Below are 14,773 nucleotides of genomic sequence, written 5' to 3'. Positions count from 1 at the left end.
ACGGCGTCCGGCGATGCTCGCTGCAACAGCCACCTGTCGCCGGCCGGCTCGCCGAGACCCATGGCCCCTCGGCCGCCTTCGCCGCCGCCGTCGGAGCAGCTGTCCTGATCCTGGGCACCGCCCTCGGGGCTCCGGCCCGGCGGCCCGACGCCGCTACGCAGGCCGCTGCAGCACCAGCAGGCTCCGGCCGATGAGGTTCAGCCGGTCGCCGGCCTTGACCTTGGCGCCGCAGCCGTCCGCCACCGCCTGCGGCCGGTCGGTGTCCACCACGATCTGCCACTGCCGGCCGAGGTGCTCCGGCACGATGAACTCCTGGTCCTGGTCGTGGGCGTTGAACATCAGCAGGAACGAGTCGTCGGTGACCGGCTCGCCCCGGGGACCCGGCTCGGAGATCGAGCTGCCGTTGAGGAACACCGTCAGCGACTTGGCATGCACCGACTGCCAGTCGCGCGGCCCCATCTCCTCGCCGCCCGCCGTGAACCACGCGATGTCGGACAGTTCGTCGTGGGTGCCCTCCAACGGGTGCCCCTGGAAGAACCGCCGGCGACGGAACACCGGATGGTCGCGCCGCAGCCACACCATCTGCCGGACGAACGCCAGCAGCGCCAGCTGCTCCTCGTCCCGCTCCGGCGCCGCGTCCCCCTCTTGCGCCGCGTCCGCCGCGTCCGCCGCGTCCGCCGCATCCGCCTCGTCCGTGCCTTGCGTGTCGTCCGACTCGGACGGTGCGTCGATGCCCCGGGCGCCGCCCTGCTGAGGCCAGGGCACCCACGACAGCTCGTTGTCCTGGCAGTACGCGTTGTTGTTGCCGCCCTGACTGCGCCCGAACTCGTCCCCGTGGCTGAGCATCGGCACGCCCTGCGACAGCATCAGCGTGGCGAGCAAGTTGCGCATCTGCCGCGCCCGCAGCCGGCGCACCCCGGGATCGTCGGCCGGGCCCTCGGCGCCGCAGTTCCAGGACCGGTTGAAGCGCTCACCGTCCCGGTTGCCCTCACCGTTGGCCTCGTTGTGCCGCTCGTTGTACGCGACCAGATCGTGCAACGTGAAGCCGTCATGGCAGGTCACGAAGTTCACCGAGGCCAGCGGACGTCGCCCGTCCTCCTGGTAGAGGTCCGACGAGCCCGTCAGCCGGGACCCGAACTCCGCCAGGGTGCGCGGTTCGCCCCGCCACAGATCCCGCACGGTGTCCCGGTACTTCCCGTTCCACTCGGTCCACAGCGGCGGGAAGTTCCCCACCTGGTAGCCGCCCTCGCCGACGTCCCACGGCTCGGCGATCAGCTTCACCTGGCTGACGACCGGATCCTGGTGCACCAGGTCGAAGAACGACGACAGCCGGTCCACCTCGTGGAACTGCCGGGCCAGCGTCGCCGCCAGATCGAAGCGGAAGCCGTCCACCCGCATCTCCTGCACCCAGTAGCGCAGCGAGTCCATCACCAGCTGGAGCACGTGCGGGCTGCGCATCAGCAGCGAATTCCCGGTGCCCGTGGTGTCCGTGTAGTACTGCTTGTCGTCCGACAGCCGGTAGTACGAGGCGTTGTCCAGCCCCCGGAACGACAGGGTCGGGCCCAGGTGGCTGCCCTCGGCGGTGTGGTTGTAGACGACATCGAGGATCACCTCGATACCGGCCCGGTGCAGCGCCCGAACCGCCGTCTTGAACTCCAGCACCTGCTGCCCGCGGTCGCCCCAGGACGCATAGGCGTTGTGCGGGGCGAAGAACCCGATGGTGTTGTAGCCCCAGTAGTTCGTCAGCCCCGCGTCCACCAGCCGGTGGTCCTGGACGAACTGATGCACCGGCATCAGCTCCAGGGCGGTCACCCCGAGCTTGGTCAGATGGTCGATGATCGCCGGATGCGCCAGCGCGGCATAGGTGCCGCGCAGCTCCTCGGGGAGCTCCGGATGGCGCATCGTCAGACCCTTCACATGGGCCTCGTAGAGCACCGTCTCGTGATATGCGGTGCGCGGCGGACGGTCGTCACCCCAGTCGAAGTACGGATTGACCACGACCGACGCCATGGTGTGCGGTGCCGAGTCCAGGTCGTTGCGGACCTCGGGGCGTCCGAAGTGGTAGCCGTAGACGGCCTCGTCCCAGTCGATCCGGCCGCTCATGGCCCGTGCGTACGGATCGAGCAGCAGCTTTGCCGAGTTGCAGCGCTGCCCCCGTTCCGGCTCGTACGGACCGTGCGCCCGGAAGCCGTAACGCTGCCCCGGCATCACCCCCGGAAGGTACGCGTGCCGCACATTGGCGTCGCTCTCGCGCAGCTCGACGGCGGTCTCCGAACCGTCGTCGTGCAGCAGACACAGTTCGATGCGCTTCGCGGCTTCGGAGAACACCGCGAAGTTGGTGCCCGCCCCGTCATAGGTGGCACCCAGCGGATACATCTGTCCCGGCCAGACCTGCATGGGTAGACTCTTCCACTTTCTTCTCGGGCGCTGCGGCGACTCCACGACACACATCCGCGGAACGGATCGAAATACTTCCCCAACTTTTCGCAACTTCTCGCACACAGAGGGCTTTTCGCGGGATCTCCGCTCAATGGTGGGCAACCTGTCGCGATGTCGGATCGTCCTACTGGTCGTCCTACTGGAGGACGGACAGGGGGGAACCGACATGTGTGTCACGGCATGTGACAGCAGGGGGGAACCGTGCACCATCTGATGCACCGCCACCTCGGCAAGCTCCTCGCGGGCACCGCTATCGCGCTGACGGGCACCGCCGTCATGGCCGCGATCACCTTGCCGTCCGACGCGGACGCCACGGACCGCACGGGCGGCCGGAGCCGGCCCGCCGCGGCCGGCGCGCCCGGCGCGCCCGCACCGGGACACGACCAGGGACCACCGGCGCCCGGCGTCGTCGAGGGGGTCCGTCCCCAGGGGGAGCGCGGCCGGGGACGGGACCCGCTCACCGACGACGAACTCCGGCGCGCCCAGGACCTGGCGCTGCCGCGGACGCCGCGCAGCGCCGCTGCGGACGTCACCGGACGGCCCGGTCCCGAACGCCTCATCACCGATCTGGCCGAACTCGCCCCTTCTGAGGTCCAGCTCGCCGACCCGCCGCGGCGGGCACTGGTCTCCTTCTACGACTACAAGACCGACGGCTACCTGACCAAGACCGTCAACCTCACGACCTCGAAGGTGGAGTCGACGGACACCCAGCACGGCGTCCAGCCACCGCCCAGCCACGCCGAGGCCGTCGAGGCGGCCCGGCTGCTGATCGCCGCCCCGTTGGGCTCCGGGCTGCGCCAGGACTACCGCGACGCCACCGGGCGCGACCTCACCGGCCCGGACCCGCTCTCCGTCACCGGCTTCGTCTACCGCGGCCGCGCGGAGGGCGAGGCGCCGGGCGCGCTGGGCGACTGCGGGGAACACCGCTGTATCCGCCTCTTCACCAAGGTGAAGAACGGCCGGTGGATCGACACCCGCCGCTTTGTGATCGACCTCAGTGCCCGCACCGTCGCCCGCCTCGGCTGACCGCGCGCTCCACCGCCGGCCACGCCACTCCTTTCCCAGGAGCCATTGCCATGCCCGGAAGACGCACCCTCGGCACCCGTACCACCGGCACCCGTACCACCGGCACCCACACCACTGGCGCCCGCGCCACCGGCATCCGCCCCCGCCGCGCCGCGGTCCTCGTCGCAGCCCCCCTGCTGCTCGCCGTGACCGCCCTGCTGAGCGGCCCGTCCGCCCAGGCCGCCCCCGAAGCCCCCGTCGCACCCGCACCCGCCCCCACCCCCCAGTGCAGCGCCGCCTACCGCATCACCCAGACGCTCGACGGCGGCACCGTCTGGCGCATGTGCTGGCACTACGAAGGCAACGCCGGTCTCGTCCTGGACGACATCTCCTACCAGCCCAAGGGCGAACGCACCCCGATCAAGGTGCTCACCACGGCCAAACTCGCCCAGATCCACGTCCCCTACGACGACGGAGGCAACGAATACGACGACCTCACCGGCCAGGGCTTCGCCCAGGGCCTGATGAAGCTCGACCCCGCCGAATGCCTCGGCGGCACCATCAAGACCGTCCGGGTCCCCGGCGCCTATGACCCCGCGCACCCCGACGTCAGCGGCCTGTGCGCCACCACCCGCGCCCGCGGCCACGCCTACCGGATGGGCCCCTACCCCGGCGAACAGGCCAAGACCTACCAGCTCCAGGGCAAGGACCTGCTGCTCTACACCGTCAACAAGGTCGGCTGGTACGAGTACATCAGCGAGTGGCGGTTCTCCGGCGACGGCACCATGACCCTGCAGGTCGGCGCCACCGGCACCATCTCACCCGGCGACTACGACGCCGGCGACGGGCGCGGCGCACCGGTCGGCAAGGGCGCCAAGGACTACGCGACCAGCCACAGCCACAATGTCTTCTGGCGGCTGAACTTCGGCCTGGACGGTTCCGCCGCCAACAAGGTCGAACAGTTCGACTCCGCCACCACCATCCGGCCCGGCGGCAACACTCCCACCATCCGCACCACCCGTAAGCCCGTCACCAAGGAGCTGGCCGGGGACTCCGGCGCGATGCGCTGGTGGCGGGTGGTGAGCGCCACCGGCAGGAACAAGGACGGCCACCCGCGCTCGTACGAGATCGTCCCGGGCCCGACCAGCAAGTACACCGGGCGCAGTTACACTACACACGACATTTACTTCACCGAGTACAACAAATGTGAGCAGTTCGCCAGTAATAACCTGGCCAACTGTGGAGCCCATGCCGGCAAGAGCGTCGACACCTGGGTCAACGGCCAGCCGCTGAAACACCCCATCGCGTGGGTCAACATCGGGTTCCACCACATCGCCAGGGACGAGGACCAGGAGCCGATGCCCGTGCACTGGCAGGGTTTCCAGCTGGTGCCCCGTGACGTCACCGCTATGAATCCGCTCACTCCACCCGCGTTGTCCGGGCACAACGGGCACTATGGGTAAGGGGAGTTGGTAACCGACTCGATCCATCCTGCTGCACCGCCTCCCGCACCGCAGTAGTCTGCCTTGATCGTTGGCGGCGGGGGTTCGGGAAGGCGGTGGCAGGTGAGCGGCGGGCTGGAGTTGCCCCCTGGTGACGAGAGTCATGAGGGCCATGAGGGCGGCTCCGTCGACGCACCGCCCGGCGCGGTGTCCCTGGCACGGCCGCTGGAGATCGGGGCGGAGCTGGACTGGGGCGCCGACGCCTGGAGCGAGGTGCGCACCCGGGCCCGGCGGGCCGGCCGCGCCTACATCTGGCTGAATCTCGTCGAGCAGCGGCTGCGGGCCGTCGTCGCGGCCGTGCTGCGTCCGATCTACGAGCCGGTGCACGGCGACGAATGGGTCATCGCCGCGGCCGGCCCCGCCGGACAGGAGTGGGTCCAGCGCGCGGTCGCCGTGCGCGAGGTCAGCCGCCGCAAGGGCTACCTCCTCGACCCCGCCGACGACAACATCGTCAGCTTCCTGACGCTGCCGCAGCTCCGTGAACTGATGGTCCAGCACTGGCCCTGCTTCGAGCCGTATTTCGACGACCGCCGCGATGTCGAGCTGGCCCTCGACGAGCTGGAGGTCGCCCGCAACATCGTCTCCCGCAACCGCGCCCTGTCCGAGACGGTCCTCGCCCAGGCGGAGCGCGCCTCCGCCCGCCTCCTGGACATCCTCGGCTCCGGCGTCGGCACCCGTATCTCCGGGCGGCTGCCCATCGACGCGGTGGAGGACCTCGTCGGCGACCGCTACGCCGATGTCATCGGTGTGCACTCCGACCGGGTACGGCTGCAGCGCCAGCTCCCCGCCGAGGACCTCTTCGGCGACGCCCGCCGGCTCGACGCCGTCGGCATAGGGCTGAACCTCCTGGTCCAGAACTACTCGGGCCGCCGCCTGGTCCGGCTCGCCGAATCCGGCTGCCGCGTCCGTCTGCTGTTCCTCAACCCGGCCAGCAGCGCGGTGCGTCGCCGGGAGCGCGAAATCGGCCTGAAAAAGGGCGAAATGAGCCGCTCCATCGAAATGAACATCCTCCATATGCGACGGGTGCGCGCCCGGCTGCGCGACCCCGGCGCCTTCGAGATCCAGGTCTTCGACGAGACCCCGCGCTTCACCGCCTATCTCGTCGACGGCGACGGCTCCGACGGCGTGGCCGTCGTCCAGCCCTACCTCCGCAAGAGCCGCGGCATGGAGTCCCCGGTCCTCGTCCTCCGCGGCAGCGGCCGGGAGATCGTCCGCCAGGACGCCCGGGATGCCCGTGACGGCGACCACGGCCTCTTCGAGACCTACCGTGAGGAATTCGAGAGCATGTGGGCGGACTCGCGGCCGGTTTCCTGACCGGCTGCCGACCGCCGTCCCTCCCGTCGCCGTCGGGCGGGGCACCGGGGTGACGGGGCGAGGCGGGCCACAGGGGCGGGAAGGGCTGGACACGCAAGAAGGATTGCCCGCGCAAGGAGGCTCGGACGGGCAAGCCTTACGGCGTCCCCGTGATCCCGCCGTCGACCCGCAGCTCGATCCCGTTGATGTAATCGGCGAGCGGGCTCGCAAGGTAGGCGACCGCGGCGGCAATGTCCTCCGGGCGCCCCAGCCGTCCGCTCGGGTTCGGCGCGTACTCCGCGACGATATCCGCCTCGCCCGGTCCGCCTTCCGGGCCCGCCCCGGCCTCCTCGCCCGCCGCCCGCTCCTCGAACATCCGGTACATGGACGGGGTGGCGATCACCCCCGGACTCACGCAGTTCGCGGTGACGCCGGTCCCGGCGAGGTGCCGGGCCAGGCTGGTGGTCATGTTCACCACGGCGGCCTTGGCCGCGGAGTACGCCACCATATGGGGCAGCGGTGTCCGCACGGCCCGGCTGCCGATGGTGATCACCCGGCCCCAGCCGTGCGCGCGCAGCGACGGCAGCAGCGTCTGGCTGACCCGCACCGTCGGCAGCACATTGCCCTCGAAGGCGGCCCGCCAGTCGGCCGGGCGGGCGCTCTCCCAGTCGTGCTCGGCGAACGGACCGGCGTTGTTGACGAGGATGCGGGCCCCGAAGTCGCGTGCGGTGAGCGCGACCTGCTCGGCGACGCCCGGTTCCGTCAGGTCACCGAGCACCACTTCGGCCCGTACGCCGCGGGCCGCGACCTGCTCGGCGACGGCCGCCGCGGCCCCCGCGTCACGCCCGTGGACGAGAACCTCGCACCCCTCGTCCGCCAGCATCTCGGCGATCGTCGCGCCGATCCCCGAACTGCTGCCCGTCACCAGCGCGCCGTGTCCTGCCAGCCGTAGGTCCATGGCGGTCAGCCTAAGGGCGGCAGGCGGCCATGGCTCCGGTGCCGCGACGGGTGGCCGGTCGATTGTCAGTGGTGCGTGGGAGAGTGAACGGGCAACGGGGGAAGTACCACTGAAGGAGGCCGCATGAGCGAGCGTAGCGAGAGAATCGAAGCAGGGTGCGCGCCGAGCGAGTGCGAGGCCGAGCGTAGCGAGGTTTCGGCATGAGCTGGCATCAGGAGCTGCTGGTCAGCTTCGACCTGGAGACCACGGGCACGGACGTCGAGCGGGACCGCATCGTCACCGCCGCACTGATCCGGCTGGAGGGGGACGGCCGCGCGGTCGCGAAGCAGACCTGGCTGCTCGACCCAGGGGTGCCGATTCCCGATGAAGCGTCGGCCATTCATGGCATTTCGACCGCATATGTCCAAGAACACGGCCGTTCGCCGGCGACCGCCATAGAAGAAATCACCGAGTCGCTGGCCGAGGCCCTGCGCGCCGACATCCCTCTGGTGGTGATGAACGCCCGCTATGACCTCTCGCTCCTGGACCGAGAGTGCCGGCGCCACGGCCTGCGGACGCTGACCGAACGACTCGGGCACGCCCCCGCGCCGGTCATCGATCCCCTCGTCCTGGACAAGCACGTGGACCGCTACCGCAAGGGGAAGCGCGCGCTCCAGGCGCTCTGCGGTCACTACGGCGTCCGGCTGGACGGCGCACATGAAGCGGGTGCCGACGCGGCGGCCGCGGCCGGGGTCGCCCGGCGCATCGGGGAGACGTTCCCGGCCGTCGCCATCCCGTCGCCCCGTGCGCTGCACGCCCTCCAGGAGCAGGCGGCCGCCGATCAAGCCGCCTCGTTCCAGGCGTATTTGCGGCGCTCCGGCGATTCCCGGGCGATAGTCGAGCCGGCCTGGCCCCTGATTCCGTACCAGGCCAAGGGCTGAGCGAGGACGTACGGCGCGGTCACGGCCGTGACATGGTGCCAGGCCCGGAGGGCGGGGCGCCCCACCGACGGCCGGCCGGCCGGCGGTCAGGGGCCTGTCGCCCTGAGCCGTACGACCCGGTCCCGGGACCGGCCGGCCGGCTCAGAAGGGGTACCACCGCACCGTGGCGTCCTTCTCGCGCAGTGAGGCGATCCGGCGCCGGAATTCCTTGAGCGCCGCCGGGTTTCCGGGTGCGTGCTGGGACACCCAGGCGCAGCTCGCCGTCTCCCGGGACCCGCGCAGCACGGCACAGCCCTCCCAGTCCCGTACGTCCCAGCCGTAGACGGACACAAAGGTGTCGTACGCCTCCGGGGACAGCCCGTAGCGGTCCCGGCTCAGTGCCATGACGACGAGGTCGTGCTCCCGCAGATCAAAGGAGAAGGTCTCCAGGTCGACCAGCACCGGTCCGTCGGGCCCGACATGGATGTTGCGGGCCAGCGCATCACCGTGGATGGGACCGCGGGGCAGATGCGGCTCCAGCGCCGTGGCCGCCGCCGCGAACGCATCCCGCCGCCCGCGCAGATACTCCGCGTCCGGCGCCGACACGGCATCGCCGGCCAGCCGCAGCCAGCGCTCGACGCCACCGAGCAGTTCGCGCCGGGGCAGCGCGAACGGTGGCTCCGGCAGGGCGTGGACCAGCTTCAGCAGGGCGGCGAGATCATCCGGACCGGCGGGGCGCACGGCCTGTGGCAGCCGCTGCCAGTAGGTCACGGGATGCCCGTCGGCCAAGGTGGCCACGGGCTCCGCGGCCCGCACGGCCGGCACGCCCTCGGCCGCCAGCCACTGTGCCACGCCGAGTTCCCGCTCGGCCCGCTCCAGGAGCTCCACGCTGCGGCCCACCCGTACGACCGGTCCGTTGTCACCGAGGGCGAAGACGGCGTTCTCGCCGAGCGAGAGCAGTACGGCATCGGCCGCCGCATCGGGACGTCCGGCCGCGGCCAGTACGTCCCGGGCGCGCGCCTCCGTGAAGGCGACGGGGCTCGGTTCGGTCATCGGGTGCCTCCTGCGGTGCGTCAACGCGACCAGTGTCGCAGGTCCGCCGGGACAGGTCCGGGGGAGCTGCCGGGCGGGGAGATCCTTCAAGGAGACCGGCCGGGACCTTGACCGATGTGGCCGCCGTCACGACGACGCCGCCGGCCGGAAGCGGCCGGAAGCGGCCGACGGGGGACGGGAGGGGAGGGGAGGGGAGGGGAGGGGAGGGGAGGGGAGCGATGACAGAGGTGCCGACGGCGGGGGCACCCGACGGCTGACCGACCGCGCCACCGGAGTACTACAGCGGCGCGATCGGCCTGGGCGCCTTGCGCAAGCGGCCCGTCAGGGAGGGCAATCCGGTTCTGGCCCGGTCCCAGTGCTGAGGGACAGCTCGCGGGCGTACCGCCCGGCTCCGGCGCCAGCCGGCGGACAAGACCCCGGCAGCCGGCTGCCCGGCGGGCCGTATCGAACTCGCCGTTCTCCCCAACTGCCCCTGGAATACGCGGTGATGACCGAGCCGGATACGCGGTGATGACCGAGCCGGATAGGCGGTGACGGCCGAGCCGCGCACCTCGGTGGCAAGCCTCCTCCGGCCGCGGCGCTCCCGCCGGACCGATGCGCCATTCGCTGTCACGTCACCCGCTATTGCGGCTGCGTAAACGGAGTTGAGCCACCCCGGTTCAACCCCGTGTCCTTTTGACCGCTTCTGAAACATTTCCCATTTGGGTGGCCTTGTTGGCTATCTCACACGCTCCGGCGGACCTTGAATTGAACTCGTCAATCAGACAGGGTTTCGAGCCAGCCCGACGTAGATCTTCCGGTCTCTTCGGGCTATTGCGCAACGCTTTCCCCCCACACCACGAACGAGGAGAACCCTCGCAATGGCTCACAAGCGTTCCAGCAAGAAGCGACGTGTCACGGCGATAGCCGCCGTGGTCGCCGCCACTGGTATCGCCGCCGTCACCGCGGTCACCGCGGGTGCGTCGCCTGCCGCCGAAGGCAAGATCTACGGAGCCGAGGCCAAGGGTGCCGTGAACGGCAGCTACATCGTCATGCTGAAGAAGTCGATCCGTACCGCGGAGAGCGGCGACCTCGCCGCCAAGTACGGCGGCAAGGTCAAGCGGAACTTTTCCTCCGCCATCGACGGCTTCTCGACGACCGGTCTGAGCGCGGAAGATGCCAAGCACCTCGCCGCCGACCCGGCCGTCGACAAGGTCGTGCAGAACAAGAAGTTCCACATCGACGGCACCCAGAACAACCCGCCGTCGTGGGGCCTGGACCGTATCGACCAGGCGGACACCCAGGGCGACAAGAAGTACACCTATCCCGACGCCGCGGGCGCGGGGGTCACCGCCTACGTCATCGACACCGGCATCCACATCAGCCACAAGGACTTCGGCGGTCGTGCGTCGTACGGCTTCAACGCCCTCGACAAGAGCGCCAAGGCCGAGGACGACAACGGCCACGGCACGCACGTCGCGGGCACCATCGCCGGTACCGAGCACGGTGTCGCCAAGAAGGCCAAGGTCGTCGCCGTCAAGGTCCTGGACGGCCAGGGCTCCGGCACCACCGAGCAGGTCGTCGCGGGCATCGACTGGGTCACCAAGAACCACAAGGGTCCCTCGGTCGCCAACATGTCGCTCGGCGGCAGCGTGGACGAGGCGCTGGACGCGGCCGTCAAGAAGGCCATCGACGCCGGTGTCACCTTCGGTGTCGCGGCGGGCAACGAGTCCGGCGACGCGGGCCAGAGCTCGCCGGCGCGGGTGAAGGAGGCCATCACCGTGGCCTCCAGCACCAAGGACGACCAGCAGTCCGATTTCTCCAACTTCGGCAGCGCGGTGGACCTTTACGCGCCCGGCTCCGACATCACCTCGGACTGGAACACCGGCGACGACGCCACCAAGACCATCTCCGGTACGTCCATGGCGACCCCGCACGTCGTGGGTGCCGCCGCGGTCTACCTGGCCGGCCACAAGGACGCCAAGCCGGCGGACGTGGAGAAGGCCCTGACCGACGGCGCCACGGCCGGCAAGATCACGAACCCCACCAAGGGGACGCCCAACAAGCTGCTGAAGGTCGTCGAGTAAGCACCTCACCGCCTCAGTTCCACCCGCCGGCCGCCGCGCTCGCCCCCACGGGGCGCGGCGGCCGGCGTCGTGGTGTTCCGCGGCCGGGGCGAGGGAGCCGGGCTCGTCGCCCCGCGGCTCAGGAGGCGCCGGAAGCGCGGTGACGCGGCCCGCGGCGGCATATCCTCAGCCCCCGGGTTTCACCTGCTGCATACGTGTCAGCTTCCGCACGAAAAGGATCCCGAACACAGCCGCCGCGATATCGTCCCGCGCGAAAGCTTCGGCATTCGCGCGAACCCGGTAGAACCAGACGATGCAGACCACGGCCGTCGCGATCGTGCACGCCACCTGCAGAATTCCGGACAACGGGTGGAGGGCGTCGCCCTGCTCCAGCTCATGCCGGTTCGTGGACGCCGGATTGTCCAGCAGTGCACGGACGTTGACTCCGGCGTGGACGGCTGAGCCATCGCCGGTGATGACCGGCGCCGGCAGCGCCGTGCGACGCTCGCGAGCCCCTTGGGCGAACGGACCACGGAGCCCCCGGCAGGTATGTAGCAGGTATGCCGGGAGAGTCAGAAGACATGACTGAAACCCCATAAAAATGAAAGAGTCCGCACACGGGTGGGCGCGGAGTGACCATCTGTCATCCTTCGGTCACCGCGTACGGTTCTTGCCTTCTCCCGGCAGTGATTCAGTCGCCGTGGCGGATGGAGTGCCGCTCCCTCCCGACGGCTGGCCCACCTGGGGCCTGTGCTGTCCACCAAGACGATCAACGGGGACCTGATCCGCCGGCAGCGCGACCCAGATCGTCACGTACACCACCGTCCTGCGCCCGCACTGATATATAGACAGGTAACCTGTTCAGGCATACTGTTCAAGGTACCTGTTCAACTGTGACCTTGAAATGGTGAGGGCGAACCAATGGACTTGGCGGCGTTGGCCATGGATCTGGACTTCGCGATGCGTCGGCTCCGAGGACGGATCCGGGCGGAGTCGGGCGTGGATGCCGAAGGGTGGTCGCGCCCTCAACTGACGGCGCTGTACCGCGTGGTGCACGAGGGCCCGATCACCACGAGCGAGTTGGCAGCCATGGAGTACATGCGTCCGCAGTCGATGGCGCAGACGGTGTGGGGGCTGGAACAGGGCGGCTTGGTGGAACGCAGCCCCGATCCCGCCGACGGCCGCAGGGCGTTGCTCTCCGGGACGGAGCGCGGCAAGGCGTTGGTCGACGACCTTCTGGGCCTGCACGCCCGCTGGTTGCGTGCGGCGATCGCCGACGAGCTGGATCCTGACGAACAAGAGGCCCTGGCGGCGGCCGTGAAGATGGTCAATCGCCTCGCCGACAGCGCAGTCCCCCCGGTGGTGGCTGCTCGTGGCCGGGGAGCCCGTGGAGGGGCGCGGTGAGCAGTGAATTAGCCTGCGACGAGACGACCGAGGCCAAGGCGGACCGCACACCGGGATGGCGTCTGGTGGCGCCCCTGCTGGTGGGATCGGCCTTGAACCCGGTCAACAGCTCCATTCTCGCGACGGCGATGGTGCCGATCGCCCATTCCTTCCAGGTGAGCCTTGCGGCGACGGCAGTGTTGGTGTCGTCGCTCTACCTCGCCAGCGCGATCGCACAGCCCACGATGGGCAGACTGGCCGAACACTTCGGCCCCCGACGGGTGTTCCTCGCAGGGATGGCCCTGGTCGCGACAGCCGGAGTCGTGGGGACGCTGGCCCCGAACCTGCTGACCCTCACCGCGTCCCGTGTGCTGCTCGGGATCGGTACGGCGGGCGGATACCCCACGGCCATGATGATCGTGCGGCGCCTTTCCGAGCGTGATCCGGGGCTGAAGGTCGGGGGAACGCTGGGCGCGCTGTCGGCCGCCGGGCTGGTGACCGCGGCCGTGGGGCTGCCGATCGGCGGAGCACTGGTGGCCACGACGGGCTGGCGCTCGACGTTCCTGATCAACGTGCCGCTGGCGCTGATCGGGATCGCGATGACCCTCCGGTGGATCCCCCGCGACGCCGACGGCGGTACGCCTGCCGAGGCGGCAGCGGACCGGCCCGGTGCCCGCCCGTCGCGTACGGCGCTCCTGACCAACCTCGACCCGCCGGGGATGCTGCTGTTCGCCGGCACGGTCACCTGCGCGCTGCTGTTCTGCGGCGACCTGACCGATCCGGACTGGCTGCTGCTGAGCGCGACCGTGGCCTTGGCGGCCGTGCTGGTGCTCTGGGAGCGCAGGGCGGTGACGCCCTTCATCGATGTGCGGATGCTCGCCCGCAACCGCCCGCTGAGCATGACGTATCTGCGGGTCGGGGCCACCATGCTGGTGCCCTACTGCATCCTCTACGGCCTGTCGCAGTGGCTGGAGGAGAGCCGGGGAATGTCCGCCATCGCGATCAGCCTGCTGCTGTTGCCCATGTCGTTTCTGGCGTCGGTGGTGGCCATTCCCTTCTCACGAAGGCAACTCGTACGGCTTCCGCTGTGCGCGGGTGCCGACTGCGGGGTGATGAACGGGTAGCGGGCGAGCACTTCGTCCAGTCGTCCGGCGAGTGCGCGCCGCCGGGCGACGGCTGTCCGGAGCCCGGTGAGCTGGGCCTGTCCGAGGGCCGCGACGACCTCCGGCATCGTGGTGTCGCTGCCGGGCCGGCGCACACAGCCGCGGCGGAGAGGCGCGGGGGACATGGTCCACGGCTGCACGGCCGGCACCGCCTCCGCATCCCTCCGGGCCTCCGGGGCGGCGGCGCGCAGCCGGTGCAGGCGCTCGGCCCAGTCGTCCCGGTCGCAGGTGATCAGGCCGCCTTCGCCGAGCACGGTGCCGTTCCGGGCGTTCCGCAGACTGAAGGTGGCGATATCGGCCAGCGCCCCGGGGCTCCGTCCGCGGTAGCGGGCGCCCAGCGCATGTGCGCAGTCCTCCAGCACGACGAAGCCGTGGCGCCGCGCCAGTGCCATGATGGTGTCCATCTCGGCGGGGCAGCCGCCGTAGTGCACGAGCAACAGGGCCTTGGTGCGCGGGGTGAGCAGGGCTTCCAGCGCGGCCGGGTCGATGTTGAGCGTCGCCGGGTCGATGTCGCAGAACCGGACCCGTACGTCGTAGCCGGACAGCGGCTCGACGGTCGCCCGGTGAGTCTGCGGGGTGGCGATCACTTCGTCGCCGGGTGCCAGGTCGAGCAGGCGGATCGCCAGGTGGAGGGCGACCGTTCCGCTGGTCACCGAGATCGCGTGCCGGCTGCCGACCGTCCCGGCGAAGGAGCGCTCGAACCGTTCGCGCCGGCGGCCCGTCGGCGCCGGAGAGCTTTCGTGGACGAGCTCGGTCCGTACGGCTGTCTCGGCGTCGGCCGATATGCTGCCCCGCTTTCCCCAGGGCACGACGTAACTCCGGTCCAGCATCAGTTCCCCCCGACGGTCTCCGGCCGCACCGATGGGTGCTGTTCCCATGACAGCGGAGGGATGGCTGCTGGTGAAGAGTCAGCGGCGGTCAGTAAGGTCAGCTAGGTCAGCTGGGCCGATTTTCGTCCGGCGCCGGCCTCGCCGGCCACTGGTGGTGTGCGGCGCGTTGTGTGGTCTTCGTTGCCGCTCACGGCGGTCACGCG

The 14,773-nt window shown here is 70.2% G+C and carries 11 protein-coding genes and 1 pseudogene; 7 read left to right on the top strand and 5 right to left on the bottom strand.

Features of this window, described 5'->3' with window-relative positions:
* Positions 1–153: 153 nt before the first annotated feature.
* Positions 154–2,397 carry a glycogen debranching protein GlgX gene (glgX, locus tag ACWGJY_RS11525; RefSeq protein ID WP_453260572.1) on the bottom strand — a complete coding sequence of 748 codons (2,244 nt, stop codon included), beginning with the start codon at positions 2,395–2,397 and terminating at the stop codon, positions 154–156.
* Between the two features lie 243 nt (positions 2,398–2,640).
* On the opposite strand from glgX, the gene ACWGJY_RS11520 reads away from it, so the two are divergent.
* The 3 genes from ACWGJY_RS11520 to ACWGJY_RS11510 all read left to right on the top strand — a co-directional run bounded on the left by ACWGJY_RS11520 (position 2,641) and on the right by ACWGJY_RS11510 (position 6,260).
* Entirely contained in the window at positions 2,641–3,465 is an 825-nt protein-coding gene (locus ACWGJY_RS11520; protein ID WP_453260571.1) for a Tat pathway signal sequence domain protein, read from the top strand.
* Between the two features lie 50 nt (positions 3,466–3,515).
* Positions 3,516–4,907 (top strand): copper amine oxidase, encoded by a 1,392-nt coding sequence (locus ACWGJY_RS11515; protein WP_453260570.1) that lies wholly within the window; start codon positions 3,516–3,518, stop codon positions 4,905–4,907.
* A 102-nt stretch (positions 4,908–5,009) separates the two neighbouring features.
* Complete coding sequence (locus ACWGJY_RS11510; RefSeq protein WP_453260569.1) at positions 5,010–6,260, top strand: SAV2148 family HEPN domain-containing protein; 1,251 nt, start codon at positions 5,010–5,012, stop codon at positions 6,258–6,260.
* A gap of 136 nt (positions 6,261–6,396) precedes the next feature.
* Here ACWGJY_RS11510 and ACWGJY_RS11505 read toward each other — a convergent pair whose 3' ends face one another.
* Positions 6,397–7,197, bottom strand: coding sequence for an SDR family NAD(P)-dependent oxidoreductase (locus ACWGJY_RS11505; protein ID WP_453260568.1), 801 nt, complete (start codon positions 7,195–7,197; stop codon positions 6,397–6,399).
* A gap of 200 nt (positions 7,198–7,397) precedes the next feature.
* Between ACWGJY_RS11505 and ACWGJY_RS11500 the strand changes: the two genes are divergently transcribed.
* Entirely contained in the window at positions 7,398–8,117 is a 720-nt protein-coding gene (locus ACWGJY_RS11500) for an exonuclease domain-containing protein (RefSeq protein ID WP_453260567.1), read from the top strand.
* Positions 8,118–8,258: 141 nt separating this feature from the next.
* On the opposite strand, the gene ACWGJY_RS11495 is transcribed toward ACWGJY_RS11500, so the two are convergent.
* Entirely contained in the window at positions 8,259–9,149 is an 891-nt protein-coding gene (locus ACWGJY_RS11495) for an aminoglycoside phosphotransferase family protein (RefSeq protein WP_453260566.1), read from the bottom strand.
* An 860-nt stretch (positions 9,150–10,009) separates the two neighbouring features.
* On the opposite strand from ACWGJY_RS11495, the gene ACWGJY_RS11490 reads away from it, so the two are divergent.
* Entirely contained in the window at positions 10,010–11,215 is a 1,206-nt protein-coding gene (locus ACWGJY_RS11490; RefSeq protein ID WP_453260565.1) for a S8 family peptidase, read from the top strand.
* 165 nt (positions 11,216–11,380) lie between these two features.
* Here the strand turns inward: ACWGJY_RS11490 and ACWGJY_RS11485 are convergent, their stop codons facing one another.
* Entirely contained in the window at positions 11,381–11,791 is a 411-nt protein-coding gene (locus ACWGJY_RS11485; protein ID WP_453260564.1) for a DUF4328 domain-containing protein, read from the bottom strand.
* A gap of 324 nt (positions 11,792–12,115) precedes the next feature.
* Between ACWGJY_RS11485 and ACWGJY_RS11480 the strand changes: the two genes are divergently transcribed.
* Both ACWGJY_RS11480 and ACWGJY_RS11475 read left to right on the top strand, forming a co-directional pair.
* The gene (locus ACWGJY_RS11480; protein ID WP_453260563.1) at positions 12,116–12,598 is read left to right on the top strand and encodes a MarR family winged helix-turn-helix transcriptional regulator; all 483 of its coding nucleotides are present in this window, start codon (positions 12,116–12,118) and stop codon (positions 12,596–12,598) included.
* A 128-nt stretch (positions 12,599–12,726) separates the two neighbouring features.
* Positions 12,727–13,578 (top strand): annotated as a pseudogene (locus ACWGJY_RS11475) (MFS transporter); the annotation flags it as partial.
* Here the strand turns inward: ACWGJY_RS11475 and ACWGJY_RS11470 are convergent.
* Positions 13,527–14,618: a DegT/DnrJ/EryC1/StrS family aminotransferase gene (locus tag ACWGJY_RS11470; RefSeq protein WP_453260562.1), complete on the bottom strand. Its 1,092-nt coding sequence runs from the start codon at positions 14,616–14,618 to the stop codon at positions 13,527–13,529. The pseudogene ACWGJY_RS11475 and the gene ACWGJY_RS11470 sit on opposite strands and share 52 nt — an antisense overlap.
* Between the last annotated feature and the right edge of the window lie 155 nt (positions 14,619–14,773).

The sequence above is a fragment of the Streptomyces sp. NPDC054765 genome, assembly GCF_053612065.1.
Note: the sequence above shows the minus strand (reverse complement) of the source record. Positions and strands in the feature narration are given on the sequence as shown.